At 64.0% G+C, this 13,706-nt stretch carries 16 protein-coding genes; 5 read left to right on the forward strand and 11 right to left on the reverse strand.

Features of this window, described 5'->3' with window-relative positions; all coding sequences use genetic code 11:
• Positions 1-13: 13 nt before the first annotated feature.
• The 8 genes from NOM67_RS06380 to NOM67_RS06415 form a co-directional block, all read right to left on the reverse strand.
• A complete protein-coding gene (locus NOM67_RS06380; RefSeq protein WP_182925733.1) occupies positions 14-610 on the reverse strand; it encodes a DoxX family protein in 597 nt (198 codons plus the stop codon).
• Positions 607-1,401 carry a putative DNA-binding domain-containing protein gene (locus tag NOM67_RS06385; protein ID WP_255934763.1) on the reverse strand — a complete coding sequence of 265 codons (795 nt, stop codon included), beginning with the start codon at positions 1,399-1,401 and terminating at the stop codon, positions 607-609. The genes NOM67_RS06380 and NOM67_RS06385 overlap by 4 nt, the downstream gene beginning before the upstream one ends.
• Positions 1,394-2,251, reverse strand: a complete 858-nt coding sequence (locus NOM67_RS06390) for a DUF692 domain-containing protein (protein WP_255934765.1) — start codon at positions 2,249-2,251, stop codon at positions 1,394-1,396. Before NOM67_RS06390 ends, NOM67_RS06385 begins: the two co-directional genes overlap by 8 nt.
• Entirely contained in the window at positions 2,239-2,571 is a 333-nt protein-coding gene (locus tag NOM67_RS06395; protein WP_201911704.1) for a hypothetical protein, read from the reverse strand. Before NOM67_RS06395 ends, NOM67_RS06390 begins: the two co-directional genes overlap by 13 nt.
• Positions 2,564-3,529: an MBL fold metallo-hydrolase gene (locus NOM67_RS06400; protein WP_255934768.1), complete on the reverse strand. Its 966-nt coding sequence runs from the start codon at positions 3,527-3,529 to the stop codon at positions 2,564-2,566. The genes NOM67_RS06395 and NOM67_RS06400 overlap by 8 nt, the downstream gene beginning before the upstream one ends.
• A gap of 112 nt (positions 3,530-3,641) precedes the next feature.
• Positions 3,642-3,752: a cytochrome bd-I oxidase subunit CydX gene (gene cydX / locus NOM67_RS06405; protein WP_041208534.1), complete on the reverse strand. Its 111-nt coding sequence runs from the start codon at positions 3,750-3,752 to the stop codon at positions 3,642-3,644.
• A 16-nt stretch (positions 3,753-3,768) separates the two neighbouring features.
• Positions 3,769-4,908, reverse strand: a complete 1,140-nt coding sequence (gene cydB, locus NOM67_RS06410; protein ID WP_255934778.1) for a cytochrome d ubiquinol oxidase subunit II — start codon at positions 4,906-4,908, stop codon at positions 3,769-3,771.
• Complete coding sequence (locus NOM67_RS06415) at positions 4,908-6,479, reverse strand: cytochrome ubiquinol oxidase subunit I (RefSeq protein WP_255934780.1); 1,572 nt, start codon at positions 6,477-6,479, stop codon at positions 4,908-4,910. Before NOM67_RS06415 ends, cydB begins: the two co-directional genes overlap by 1 nt.
• Positions 6,480-6,601: 122 nt before the next feature.
• On the opposite strand from NOM67_RS06415, the gene NOM67_RS06420 reads away from it, so the two are divergent.
• Positions 6,602-8,020, forward strand: coding sequence for a PLP-dependent aminotransferase family protein (locus tag NOM67_RS06420; RefSeq protein ID WP_255934782.1), 1,419 nt, complete (start codon positions 6,602-6,604; stop codon positions 8,018-8,020).
• Between the two features lie 69 nt (positions 8,021-8,089).
• Here the strand turns inward: NOM67_RS06420 and NOM67_RS06425 are convergent, their stop codons facing one another.
• Positions 8,090-8,728, reverse strand: a complete 639-nt coding sequence (locus tag NOM67_RS06425) for a tellurite resistance TerB family protein (protein WP_139406490.1) — start codon at positions 8,726-8,728, stop codon at positions 8,090-8,092.
• A gap of 148 nt (positions 8,729-8,876) precedes the next feature.
• On the opposite strand from NOM67_RS06425, the gene NOM67_RS06430 reads away from it, so the two are divergent.
• Entirely contained in the window at positions 8,877-9,344 is a 468-nt protein-coding gene (locus NOM67_RS06430; RefSeq protein WP_058054029.1) for an acyl-CoA thioesterase, read from the forward strand.
• Positions 9,345-9,438: 94 nt separating this feature from the next.
• A complete protein-coding gene (gene rsmS, locus NOM67_RS06435) occupies positions 9,439-9,594 on the forward strand; it encodes a pleiotropic regulatory protein RsmS (protein WP_080768580.1) in 156 nt (51 codons plus the stop codon).
• Between the two features lie 75 nt (positions 9,595-9,669).
• Here the strand turns inward: rsmS and NOM67_RS06440 are convergent, their stop codons facing one another.
• Positions 9,670-10,512: a LysR family transcriptional regulator gene (locus tag NOM67_RS06440; RefSeq protein ID WP_255934795.1), complete on the reverse strand. Its 843-nt coding sequence runs from the start codon at positions 10,510-10,512 to the stop codon at positions 9,670-9,672.
• A 109-nt stretch (positions 10,513-10,621) separates the two neighbouring features.
• On the opposite strand from NOM67_RS06440, the gene NOM67_RS06445 reads away from it, so the two are divergent.
• Together NOM67_RS06445 and NOM67_RS06450 are read left to right on the forward strand one after the other, a co-directional pair.
• Positions 10,622-11,152, forward strand: coding sequence for a nucleoside deaminase (locus NOM67_RS06445; protein ID WP_255934798.1), 531 nt, complete (start codon positions 10,622-10,624; stop codon positions 11,150-11,152).
• Positions 11,145-12,419, forward strand: coding sequence for a cyanate transporter (locus tag NOM67_RS06450; protein WP_255934800.1), 1,275 nt, complete (start codon positions 11,145-11,147; stop codon positions 12,417-12,419). The genes NOM67_RS06445 and NOM67_RS06450 overlap by 8 nt, the downstream gene beginning before the upstream one ends.
• Positions 12,420-12,499: 80 nt before the next feature.
• Here NOM67_RS06450 and rluF read toward each other — a convergent pair whose 3' ends face one another.
• Positions 12,500-13,516, reverse strand: a complete 1,017-nt coding sequence (gene rluF / locus NOM67_RS06455; protein WP_255934802.1) for a 23S rRNA pseudouridine(2604) synthase RluF — start codon at positions 13,514-13,516, stop codon at positions 12,500-12,502.
• Between the last annotated feature and the right edge of the window lie 190 nt (positions 13,517-13,706).

The following is a 13,706-nucleotide window of genomic DNA, read 5'->3' on the forward strand; positions in this document are numbered from 1 at the left end:
CTTATGCCGCCTGTTACACGCCTGCTTTGCCGGTCACGGCACGCTTGAGCCAGTAGTCGAGGCTGACGTAGCGGCCCCCGCCGTAAACCAGCAGCACCAGTAGCATCACGAAGTAGGTGGCGGCAAACTCCATCCCGTTGTTGAGCATCACGGGGTCCCCGAGCTCGGTGATGTAGTTGTAGCGACCGGGGAAGTTGGCGGCCAGCCACTCGATAAAGCCGTTGAGGCGCACAGTGGCCTCCATGCTGCCGGTGGCGATGGCATCCCAGCCGTGCTTCCAGTGCACCATAGCGCTCGCCACGCTCATCAGGAAGATGGTGGGAATGGCCATGATGCGGGTAAAGAGGCCAAGGGCGATGCAGATGCAGCCCAGCACCTCGGTGCCCGCCGCCAGAAAGGCGAGCAGGGTCGGGAACGGCAAGTTGAGCCCCCCCTCCGAGACTGGGGCGCCAAACCAGGCGACCGTGCCGGCAAAGCCCACCACCTTGGAGTGGGCCCCCACATAGATGACCGGAATGAGATAGAGGCGAATGGCCAGCAGGGCCAGAAAATCGAGCCGCTTGCACTGGGCTACCGCCCGCTCGTACCACTGGATCAGGGTGTTGTTCATGGGAATTCTCCTTGGTGTTTTCTAAATGAGGGCAAGGGAGTGCTAGGCTGGCGCTCACCGACGGGCATGATCAACAGACCCAGCCGGTGAAAATGGCGCGCCCACTCGATAAGATCAAAGTCGCTGCGAACCTGTTGCACCTGTTGTTTGAATGTGGCTTGGATGATCCCCGGCTGCTGTTGCAGCAGCTGGATCAGCGCCACGTCCCATTCGCGCAACCGCTGGGTCACCACCTGATGATCCGGACTGCGAAACAGGCCATAGAAGTGGTTGCCCTGCCGGGTCGGCACCACGCCGCTGCGACGAATGGCAAAGGGGAGTTCAAGCAGTTGTAGGGTGGGATTGAGCACAAGCGAACTCTCCGCCGTCACTTCCTCCCCCGGCAACACTTGCGGCCCCCCCCCTTGGTCAATCTCGACACAGAGGCAGGCCCACTCGTACTCCAGCAGCGCCAGCCGCTGCCTGGGCCAGTTGAGGGAGCCCTCGCCGTGGCGATGCTGCACATAGCGGACAAACTCGGTGGCGATATGGTGAAACTCGGGGGCCTCGGCGCCGTGCGCGATAACAAAGCCCTCCACCAGCTGCCCTCTGTCCACCGGCGCCCAGTGAGCGTGGGTGAGCGGAAAAGCGCTCTCCAGCACCGACTCCACATTGGCGCGCACGCTGCGGGCATAGTGGCTGGCGATGCCATCCTGCGGCAACCGCACCCAGCTCGCCAGCCAGGCGGTCTGCTGCTGCATCCGCTGCGGGGCCGTTTTGGGCGCAGTGATCAGAGATAACCGTCTATCCATAGCGCACCTCCCGCACCTGATGGTCGATCGCCTCGCAACAGGCGCCGTGCACCCGCGCCAGTTCGGCCTCCAGCTCTGCCAGCGGTGGCAGATGGTGATCCCGCTCCAGCAGCAGGGGGCGCAGGCCGTGGGTCTGCACCGTATAACGGGCCAGCGCCACCACCTCCTCACATACCGGACGACCATGGGTATCCAGTAAAGTGCCGTCCGCCTCTTCCAGATGACCAGCGATATGGAAATAGCGGATCGCACTGCCCGGCAGCCCGGCGATCATCCGCTTGGGGCAGTAACCGTGGTTGCGGCTGTTGACGAAGACGTTGTTGATATCGAGCAGCAGCTCGCAGCCGCTGCGCGCCACCAGCTCGGCGAGAAAATCCTCCTCCGGCATCTCGTGGTCATAGCCGTGGTAGTAGGAGATATTTTCCAGCACCAGCGGGCGGGCCAGCGCCTCCTGCACCTGCGCGATCCGCTCTGCCAGATAGGGGATGTTCTCCCACTGACGCGGCACCGGTAAGAGCTCGTAAAGATAACCCTGCTGGTCGCGGGAAAAGCTCAAATGCTCGCTGTAGATATCGATGCCGAACTCATCCAGAAAGGTGCGGATCTGGCTGAGCAAAGTGCGATTGAGGGGCTGACAATCGCCGAGGGAGAGGCTGAGGCCGTGGGCCACCAGCGGGTAACGCTCGGCGATCCGGTGCAGCTGCGCCCGCCTGGCGCCGCCGATGGCCATCCAGTTCTCCGGCGCCAGTTCGAGAAAGTCGATGCCGGGGCGGACGGGGCCGGAGCAGAGCGCATCCAGATGCTCCTGCCGCAGCCCGATCCCCCGACTGCGGGAGCTTATTGACCGCATACCCCCTCCGTCATCTTGCTGCCGTTGTTGGAACCGGATCTGTCGCTATCAATCCCCTCTCCCGCCACGCCACACTTGCCGTCGCGAGCGCGCACCAGCCGCCCCTGTGGGTCACTGTCAAGGGCTTGCTTTTCAAAGCGCTTCTCGGTGCCGCACTTGCCCGCCGCACACTTGCCACCGTGCTGTTCGCTGGGGGCGGCCTTGACCGGCGCATCGCTCGGGGTGGCCGCCAGCGCCAGCCCCGGGGTCAGGGCAATCAGGCTGGTCATGGCGATGGAGAGGGTCAGTTTGTTGGTCTTGTTGCTGCTTGGGTTACTCATGGGTGGACTCCTTGACGGATGAAACGGGGTAGCTGGAGAGATCGCGGGCGGCCACGATCTGGCCGTGGAACTGCTGTTTGACGATGTCGATCGCCTCTTTTTTGTGATTGAGGCCGACCCCCATCCAGTGATTCAGCACCAGCAGCTTGGGATTCACCTCGGCGGCAATCTTGGCCACCACAGATGGCTTGGCATGAAGCGAGGCAGAGACCGGGTCGGCCCCCTCGTGGATGGCGAGCGGCATCACCATAATGTCGGCGCCGCGGGCAAAATCGAGGAAGGCGGGGTTGGAACCGTTCTGATCCGCCGAGATGACGATGCTCCCTTCGGCGCTCTGGATCCGGTAGGCCAGACAGGGCACGTCACCGTGGGGAATGCCGAGCGCGGTGATGGTCAAGCCATCCTGCTGATAGACGGTGTGGGGTTTTGGCCCGCGATAGGGGACATCAATCAGGGTGATGGGAAAGAGACCATCGGTGCCATCCTTGAAGCCGCTCAGGTAGGCATAAGCCCCCTTCTCCTTGTTGAAGAGGGCGTCAAAGTAGCCGCTCATGCTGGGGAAGGCCGAACCCGCCTCAGGCCCCGCCAGATCCAGCGGATCGCTGCGCTCGAAGAAGTAGGCCCCCTTGAGCAGGGCGGGCAGGTCGGTCACATGGTCGGTGTGAAAGTGGGTAATGCCGATAAAATCGACCTCTTCGAGCTTGGCCCCCGCCTGACCGAAGCGCAGGTAGACGCCGCCACCGGCATCGATCAGGATGCGGGATTTCCCCTTCCACCAGATCACCTCGCTGGAGGAGGCACGCTGATCGTCGGAGATGGGGCCGCCGCTACCGAGCACCTGCAGGGTGAAGTTCTTGTCCAGTGGCGTCAGTTGTACGCCCTGGCTGGCGGCACCCGCCGGCGCGGCGGCAAGGGCGCAGCCGATGGCCAGCGCCACCGCTTTCAATGTCTGTTTCATATTGATTACCTGTCGGTTGAGTGACAGTCCGCGACTGTCAGTGAAGTGGCAGGGTGGGTGGTCGGGCTGCGCCACAGGCGGCCCGACCGGGCATGCGGGTCAACCCCGCAAATCAGATCTGGTCGCGGTCAGCCGCTTCCCAGCGCGCTTCCAGCCAGAGCAGGTTGCACAGCCCCAGCAGCAGGGCAAAGCCGAGCCCCAGTATCCAGGTGAAGTACCACATGGCGTCCTCCTTATGGTCAGTAGAGTTGATGGCCGTCGCGCTTGATGCGGGCGCGGTCGAGCTTGCCGCGCACCACCCGATAGACCCAGCCGGTGTAGCCGAGGTTGACCGGCATCAACACCAGCACGATGCCGAACATGATGGCCAGGGTCTTGTAGCTGGAGGTGCCATCCCACAGGGTCAGGCTGCTCGCGGCATCAAGGGTTGAAGGGAGCACGAAGGGGAAGAGCGAGATGGCCACCGAGCCGAGCATGGCGATGCAGGCCATGGCGCTTGCCACCAGAGCCAGCCGTCCGCGCTCCAGCCAAGCGGCGATGCCGCTCGCCAGCGGCGCCAGCGCGCCCATCACCGGCACCAGCCAGAGCAGCGGCTGCTCGTGGTAGTTGCGCAGCCAGCCGGCGACATGGGGGGTAACCCCCTTCATCAGCGGGCTCAGCACCGCATTGCCGTCAAAGGGCTGGCCCGCCAGACCGGTCAGCTGATAGCCCTGCAGATCCACCAGATGCCAACCGGCCAGCAGGTAGAAAAAGGTCACCAGCGGGGCCAGCAGGATGGCGATACCCCGTGCGCGCAGCGCGGGCGTCCCCGTGACCTTGGCCTGCAAAAAGCTGGCGCCGTGCAGCAGCAGCAAGGTGATGGCGGTGGCCAGCACCGAGAGCAACCAGCCCCAGTGGAAGTCGAACGCGCCGTAGTGCAGACGCAGCGCCGTGTCGAAGCGAAACGGCAAGCCCTGCATCACCAGACCGATGGCGGCGCCGAGGATCAGGGTCGGTATCAGGCCCCCCGCCACCAGCGCCCGATCCCACCAGCGGCGCCACAGCGGGTCGGTCAGCTTGCTGCGATAGTCAAAACCGACCGGGCGCAGAAACAGGCCGAGCAGCAGCACCACCATGGGGATGTAAAGCACCGAGAAGGCGGCGGCATAGACCAGCGGCCAGGCGGCGAACAGGGCGCCGGCACCGGCAATCAGCCACACCTGATTGCCCTCCCACACCGGCCCCACGCTGTTGATCACCAGCCGCCGGTCGTCGTCATCCTGCGAGACCACCGGCAGCAACATGGCGATGCCGAGATCGAAGCCATCCATCACGATAAAGCCGACCATCATGAAGAGCAGCAGCGCCCACCAGATGAGTTTCAGAGTTGCGTAATCCATCAGGCGATCCTCGCAAGTTCGGGTTGTTCACCGCTGTAGCGGCCGGTATGGAGAATGGCGGGCCCCTTGCGGATCACCCGGCGCAGCAGGAACAGCTCCACCACCAGCAGCAGGGTGTAGATGGAGCAGATGGCGATGAGACTGAACCAGAGCTGGCCCGGGGTAAGCAGGGAGACCGAGGCCGAGACCGGCAGCACGTCGCTGATGGTCCAGGGCTGGCGACCAAACTCGGCCACAAACCAGCCCGCCTCGATGGCGATCCAGGGCAGCGGAATGCTCCAGAGCAGGGTCTTGAGCAGGCGTGGCGAGCTCTGCAGCCGGTTGCGGCAGAGCTGGACAAAGCTCACCACCATCAGCCCCAGCATCGCGACGCCGAGCCCCACCATCAGACGGAAACCGAAGAAGAGCGGCGCCACCTGCGGGATGGAGTCCTCCACCGCCTTGGCGATCTCCGCCTCCCCCGCCTTGGCGATATTGCTGGCATAGGGGGTGAGCAGCAGACCGTAGCCGAGATCCTTGCCGTGTTTGGCAAACAGCGCCCGGTTTTCGGCCGAGTCGTTGCCGGCGCGGATCTCTTCGAGTGCACCGGACGCCACCATGCCGCTGCGAATACGCGCCTCGTGCTGCATCTTGAGATCCTTGAGGCCGGTCACCGCCTCATCGAGGGAGCGAGTGGCGATGATCCCCATCAGATACGGGATCTTGATGGCGGCGTGGGTGGTCTCCCCCTGCTGATCCGGAAAGCCGAACAGGGTGAAGGAGGCCGGTGCCGGCTCGGTGTGCCACTCCGCCTCGATGGCGGCGAGCTTCACCTTCTGCACCTCACCGGTGCGATAGCCAGACTCATCCCCGAGCACGATAACCGAGAGGATGGCGGCCAGCCCGAAACCGGAGGCGATGGCAAAAGAGCGCAGGGCGAACTGCACCTCGGTTTTGCGCAGCAGATACCAGCTGCTCACCCCCATCACAAACATGGAGGCAGCCACATAACCCGCAGCAACGGTGTGAACGAACTTCACCTGCGCCACCGGATTGAGCAGCACGGCGGCGATATCCACCAGCTCCATCCGTTGGGTCAGCAGGTTGAACTCGGCCCCCACCGGGTTTTGCATCCAGCCGTTGCCGATCAGGATCCAGAGCGCCGAGAGGTTGGAGCCGAGCGCCACCAGCATGGTCACCAGCAGGTGCTTGCCGCGGGAGAGCTTGTCCCAGCCAAAGAAGAAGAGCCCCACCAGGGTCGATTCGAGGAAGAAGGCCATCAGCCCCTCGATGGCCAGCGGGGTGCCGAAGATGTCCCCCACGTAGTGGGAGTAATAGGCCCAGTTGGTGCCGAACTGGAACTCCATGGTGATCCCCGTGGTGACCCCCATGACGAAGTTGATGCCAAACAGTTTGCCCCAGAAGCGGGTGATGTCCTGATAGATCACCTTGCCGGTCATCACATAGGCCGACTCGGCGATCACCAGGATCCAGGACAGCCCCAGGGTGAGGGGGACAAACAGGAAGTGGAACAGGGCCGTGGCGCCAAATTGCAGGCGCGACAGGCTGACCACGTCATCCGGATTGATCATGCGTCACTCTCTTTTGTTGTATTTGCCTTGCACGTTTCATGCAGGACAAGTACACCACGGGTCATGACACCTATAACAGATGCAGTTATAGTGAATAGCACCTATAACAGTTGATCCAGATCATGCCTCTTTACCTACAACTGGCCGAACGCCTGAGCCGCGAGATCGATGACGGCATCTGGCAACCGGGGGAGCGCATCCCCTCCATCCGCCAGAGCTGCAAGACCCACAGCCTGAGCCCGATGACGGTGCTGCAGGCCTATCAGCTGCTGGAGAGTCAGGGGCGGATCCTCGCCCGCCCCCAGTCCGGTTACTACGTCAAGGCAGCCTCGCCAAAGGTGGCGCGCCACACCCCGAGCCAGACCCACTACAGCGGCTCGGTGGATATCAACGATCTGGTGTTCGAGGTGTTGCAGGCGAGCAAATCGCGGGCGCTGGTGCCCCTTGGCATGTCGGTGGCCGACCCGACCCTGTTCCCCCATCCCCAGCTCGGGCGGGCACTGGCCAGCTGCATGCGCAGGCTCGACCCCTTCAGCACGGTGGCCGACCTGCCCCCCGGCAACGAGGCGTTGCGCCGCGCCATCGCCCAGCGCTACGCCAGCGACGGGGTGGCTATCAACCCGCAGGAGATCATCATCACCACCGGCGCCATGGAGGCGCTCTCCCTCAGTCTGCAGGTGCTGACCGAGCCCGGAGACTGGGTGGTGGTGGAGTCCCCTACCTTCTATGGCGCCCTGCAGGCCATCGAGCGGCTGAAACTCAAGGCGGTGGAGATCCCGGTGATCCCGGGGGTGGGCATCGATCTGGCGCTGTTGGAAGACGCCCTCAGCCAGATGCCGATCAAGGCGTGCTGGCTGATGGGCAATGTGCAGCACCCGCTGGGCCACACCATGCCCGATGCGCACAAACAGGGGCTGATGGCGCTGCTCAACGCCCACAAGGTGCCGCTGGTGGAGGATGACGTCTATGCCGAGGTCTACTTCGGTCGCGAGCGCCCCAAGCCCATCAAACACTGGGATCAGCGCGGTGACAGCCTGCTCTGCAGCTCCTTTTCCAAGTGTCTGGCGCCGGGTTTTCGGGTCGGCTGGGTGGTGGCGGGGCCTCATGCCGAGCGGATCCAGCGGCTGCAGCTGATGTCCACCCTCTCCACCAATGTGCCGAGCCAGCTGGCGCTGGCCGAGATGCTACGCCAGGGCGGGGTCGATGCCCACTTTCGCCGTCTGCGCCACACTCTGGCCCAGCGCCAGCAGCAGATGCGGGCCGCGCTGCTGCGTCTGTTGCCGGGCGAGGTGCGGATCTCCTCCCCCGATGGCGGCTACTTTCTCTGGCTGGAGTTTGCGCCCCGCCTCGACAGCCGTGCCCTCCACGCCATGGCGCTCGACTGCGGCTTCTCCATCGCCCCCGGCGCCCTCTTCTCCAGTCAGGGGCAGCACAACCACTGCCTGCGCCTCAACAGCTCCCATCCCTGGAGCGAGCAGCTGGAGCAGGCACTCCACCAGCTTGCGGGCCTGATAAACCGGCAGCTGGAAACAGAGGGGTGATCGCCAAAGCGCAGAAACAACAACGCCCCTTGAACGGGGCGTTATCGGCAATCCATGGCGGTGAGGGTATCAGGCGGGGGCGTTAAGCTGGGCCACCTGCCGCTCGATGCTCCCCTTGAGGTTGTCATCAAGTTTGAGGGCGCGCGCCAGCTCGTCGAGATAGCCGCGCTCCATAAAGTGATCCACCTCGATGGCAAGCAGGGAGGCGAGATAGACCTCGGTGGCCAGCTCCATGTCGGTCACTTCCCGCGCCAGCGCGTGGGGGTCGAGGGGGCGGGCCAGCTCGGCGTCAATCCAGCGGGCGGCATCGCTCTGGCCCTGTTCGGTCAGATACTCCTGAATCTTCTGGCGCTCGGCACCGTCGATATGGCCATCGGCCCGGGCTGCCGCCACCATGGCGCGCACCAAGAGAGCCGAACGGGCATCCAGCGCATTGCCTGCCAGAGTGCTGACAGGATGGGTCGGTTGGGCGGGCGCCGCCTGCTGGGCCTGCCAATCCTGATAGAGCTTGTAGGCCAGCCCGCCGAGGGCCGCAGCGCCGCCCACGGCAGCGGCCTTGCCGCCATATTTGCGCATCTTCTTGTTGCCCAGCAGCAGACCGAGCGCACCGCCGGCCAGCGCCCCCTGCATCTGCCCCTTGCGCTTGTCTCCGCCTTCGTTGAGCCAGCCTTTGCCAGCCCCCAGCAACTGTTCCAGCATCTGTTTCATGGTGTCACTCCTGCGGGTCAAAAAAGTGAAATCGGGATGAATAGAGCCAGATAGTGACCCCGCCCCCCTGAATCGGGGATGAACCCTTGACCGGGCAGGCCGATGGGGCAAAGCTCAGGGAAACTCTTCAGGCAATAAGGATGTGACTGTGCCCAATCGCGAACTGACCCTGCAATTTCTGGCCGAACCCTCTGACGTCAACTTCGGCGGCAAGGTCCACGGCGGCATGGTGATGAAGTGGATCGATCAGGCGGGCTATGCCTGCGCCGCGGGCTGGTGCGGCGGCTATGCGGTGACCGTCTATGTGGGAGGGATCCGCTTTTTGCGCCCCATCCAGATTGGCCAGCTGGTGGAGGTACACGCCCAGGTGATCCACACCGGCACCACCAGCATGCATCTGGCGGTGGATGTCTACAGCCGCCACCCCACCGAGACCGAGCGCCACAAGACCACCCACTGCATCATCATCTTCGTGGCGATGGATGAGCATGGCAAACCGACCCCGGTACCCCAGTGGCAGCCGCTGAGCGAAAGCGATCTGCAGTTGCAGCAGTACGCCAAAAAGCTCATCGCCCTGCGCGAGGAGATCGACAAGGAGATGCGCCAGCACCTCTGACCTTCGTGGCTCACAACCCGACGGAGCGGGCGCTTTCGGCCAACGGCGGCGCCCCTGTATAATCCCCCCTTTTCCCGCAACCGGAACCCTGCCCATGTCACTGGAAACTGCCCCGCCCGAGGTGAAACTCGCGGTGGATCTGATTGAACTGCTGGAAACCAATGAACTGGCCCCCGAGCTGGTGCTGGCGGCACTGGCCATTGTGAAACAGGATTACGAGCGCAAGCTGGCGGAGGGGAAGGATCACTGATCCCTCCCCGCACTTTTTCCGCCTTATCTTGCCGACGTCAGTTTTTCCCCACAGAAGTTTTCCCTACAGAGCCACTCACTGCGGCCCCATCACCTCGTCGCACAGGGCGATCAGGGCCGAACTCAAGCGGCTGAGCGGTTCACCCCCATCCTTTGCCGCATGGAGCGCCAGCTCCACCGATGCCACCTTGGGCCACTGGGTCAGGGCCAGCTGATCGGCGGGCATCAGCCGTTTGGGCAGCAAGCTCACGCCAATGCCTGCGCTCACCGCCCCCTGCAAACTGGCGAGACTGGCGCTGACATAGGCGATCCGCCAGCGCCGACCCAGACCATCGAGCGCCTCGGTCATCTGCTGGCGATAGAGCCCTTCGCTCGGAAAGGCGACCAGCGGCAGCGGATCACGCCCCTTCGCTGGCCAGTCGCGGCTATCTACCCACACCAGCGGCTCACGCCAGCTGGCGAGCGGCGAGCCCTGTCCGCGCACCTGCTTGACCAGCGCCAGATCCAGCTCCCCCGCCGCGAAGCGCTGCCAGATGTGGTGGCTCAGGCCGCTCTCCACCTCCAGCCGCACCTCGGGGTAGTCGCGGGCAAAGGCGGCCAGCACCGGGGTGATGGCACCGGCGGCGAAATCCTCCGGCACCCCGAGGCTGAGGGATATGCTCCCCTCGCTCACCTGCTCCTCGGCCTGCGCCAGCAGTGCCAGAATGCGGCGGGCCAGCCCGAGCAGCTGCTCCCCCTCGGCCGTCGCCACCACCTGCCGACCGGAGCGGTCCAGCAGCGAGCAGCCGATCTGCTGTTCGAGCCTGCGCATCTGCTGGCTGATGGTGGATTGGGTCAGGTGGACCCGTTCACCGGCCCGGGTGAAGCTGCCGGTGTCGATAATGGCGACAAAACTGCGCAGTAACAGGGGATCCAGCATGGGTTTCTCCATTTATAAAACCACTGAAACTCATTTTATCATTTAATTTCCAAATGGTTTGTTTCGCCGCTAGGCTGGCATTTGTTCAGTCAAATCAGGGTTTTTCATCATGTCTGCGCCCCTTGTTGCCTCTGCCAACGCCCGCCCGATCCCCTCATCAACCACCCTCCCGACTCATCAGCGCTGGCTGGAGCAGGCGGTGCAACTGGCAAGAGAAAATCATCAGCAGGGTGGCCGCCCCTTCGCCGCCCTGCTGGTGCGCGATGAGCAGCTGGTGGCGAGCGCGGTCAACGGCATCCATTTGGATGGGGATCCGACCCGTCACGCCGAACTGGAGGCGCTGCGCAAGGCAAGCCAGTGTGGGCCGCTCGCGGGCAGCATCGTCTATGCCAGCGGTCACCCCTGCCCCATGTGCCTCGCCGCGCTGGTGATGAACGGTATCGCCGCCGTCTATTACGCCTTTGATAACGCCGATGCAGCGCCGTTCGACTTTGACAGCACCGCCGCCTATCAAAAGCTGGGGCTGCCGCTGGCACCGCCACCTCTGCCTCTGGTCAAACTGGCCGTCACCATGACGGCGGCGGATCTCTACGGCTCCCAGTTACAACAAGCCACACAAACAGCGCCTGATCATGAGTAAGGGGACTTTCGAACGCCCGGCAGAGGCGCGTCGCCAGCAGTTTGCCCTGCTGGTGCTGGTGATCCTGATTGGCCTGAATCTGCGCCCCTTTCTTACCGCCATCGGCCCGCTGAGCGGCGAGATTGGCCGCGCCCTGTCGCTCGGGATGGATACCCTGGCCTGGCTCACCCTGCTGCCGCTGTGGCTCATCGGGGTCGGCGTGCTGCTCACCCCGCGCCTGCGCAGCCTTGCCAGTGCCACCACCCTGCTGGGGCTGGCCCTACTGCTGCTCGCAGCGGGCAGTGCCCTGCGTTTTGATGCCCAGAGCGGCGCCCTGCTGATCACCACCGCCGCCCTCTGCGGCCTGGGTTCGGCGCTGGTGCAAGGGGTGCTGCCCGCCCTTATCAAGCAGCACTTTGCCCGCAAGGTGCCGCAAGTGATGGGGATCTTCTCTGCCTGCATGATGGGGGGCGGCGCGCTCGGCGCCAGCCTCACGCCACGGCTGGCGGCCAGCCTCGACTGGTCGCAGGCACTGGCGATCTGGAGCCTGCCGCTGCTGCTGGCCCTCGGCTGGCTAGGGTGGAAAGTGCGTCTGCCAAGCACCGCGGCGGTCGCGATCCCCCACGGCGAGCAGCGGCTGATCACCCTGCCCCGCAGCTGGTTGCTGATCGTCTGCTTTGGCATCATCAACAGCGGTTACGGCATAGTCGTGGCCTGGCTGGCACCCGCCTATATGGCGAATGGGTGGAACGCTGCGCAGGCTGGCGAGCTGGTCGCCTGGCTGGCACTGGCGCAGACTGCCAGCGGCCTTGGCTTGCCGCTACTGGCGGCGCGCAGTCTGGATCGGCGGCCATGGATGGGGCTTGCCATCGCCATGCAGCTGGCGGGATTTGGCGGCCTCTGGCTGGCGCCAGCCAGTGCCCCGATCCTCTGGTGCATGCTGTGCGGTGCCGGTCTGGGCGGCAGCTTTTCGCTGATCATGGTGATTGCGCTCGATCACCTGCCCGATCCGCGCCGCGCCGGCACCCTGAGCGCCCTGATGCAGGGCTTCGGCTTTATGCTGGCGGCCACCGGCCCCTGGGTCGCCGCCCGCCTCTATCACCTGTTCGGCGACTTCGCCGCCGCCTGGCAGTGGCAGCTGGGGGGCCTGCTGCTGATGAGCCTGCTGGTGCTGCGCCTCGACCCGCGTCACTACCCCCGCGTCATGCGGTTACCGACCACCAGCGAGCCAACTATTTCGGCGCCCCTCCCAACCAGCTCTGCTGCCCAAAACAACACACCGGCCTGAGGCCGGTGTGTTGGGGATAACAGTGTTGGGGATAATCGTATTGGAGATGACTGGCGGCTGATGCCACTCAAAGGGGCAACTCAGCGCCCCTTCTTCTGCCGTCCGCTGTTAGCGGTGCGCGGCTTGCCTGCGGCCGGTTTGCCACCCTTGGGTGCCCCTTTGCCTGCGCCGCCCTTGTTGGCAGCACCTTTGCCCGCCCCCCCCTTGCCCAGCGGCAGCTTCTTCTCGAAAGCTTCCGGGCCCGGCACATTGGGACGCCCGCCAATCTCGTGATCATCATCGCGGCGCGGCTTCTTGCCCTGCCCCGGTTTGGCGGTTTGCGCCGCAGGGGCCTTGGCCGCCTTCGGTTTGTCTCCTTTGGCCGGTTTCACCTCGGAGGAGGAGTCCTCAATCAGCTTGAACAGGTCGATCAGCTCGTCGTCGGTCAGATCGCGCCACTCGCCCACCGGCAGTCCCTTGAGGCTGACGTTCATGATGCGGATGCGCTCGAGCTTGGTCACTTCAAAACCGAAGTGCTCGCACATGCGGCGGATCTGGCGATTCAGCCCCTGCACCAGGGTGATGCGAAAGACGAACGGCGCCTCTTTCTTCACCTTGCACTTCTTGGTCACAGTACCAAGGATCGGCACTCCGGCCGCCATGCCGCGCACAAACTCGTCGGTCACCGGCTTGTCAACGGTCACCAGATACTCTTTCTCGTGATCGTTGCCCGCCCGCAGGATCTTGTTGACCAGATCGCCGTGGTTGGTGAGGAAAATCAGCCCCTGCGAATCCTTGTCGAGCCGCCCGATGGGGAAGACCCGGGTGCTGTGGTTTACGAAATCAACGATGTTGTCCTTCTCGCCCGCCTCCGTGGTACTGACGATGCCCACCGGCTTGTTGAGGGCGATCAGCACCAGACTGTCCGCCTCGCGCGGCTCGATCACCTGACCGTTCACCTTGACCAGATCGCCAACCTGCACCTGATCGCCAATCCCGGCCCGCTTGCCGTTGATAAAGACATGGCCCTGCTCGATAAAGCGGTCGGCCTCGCGGCGCGAGCAGATACCGCTCTCGCTGATGTATTTGTTCAGGCGCATGGATTCGTTAGCCAGCATGAGTCACCTGCCAGAGGGGCTGAACCCCATCCTGTTGTACGGTTGCGTGCGTCGGCCATGCCGGACACATGATCTGCGGCATCACCCTCTCCACTACGTCGATTTTTTGCATACGGCTCCAATTTCAACGAGGCCAATGCCGGCCCATCCGGCAAAAAAGTGCGACACATTACCACATCGCCCGCCACAG

Origin of the sequence: Aeromonas sp. SG16 (assembly GCF_024436135.1) — a bacterium.
Lineage (GTDB): Bacteria > Pseudomonadota > Gammaproteobacteria > Enterobacterales > Aeromonadaceae > Aeromonas > Aeromonas jandaei.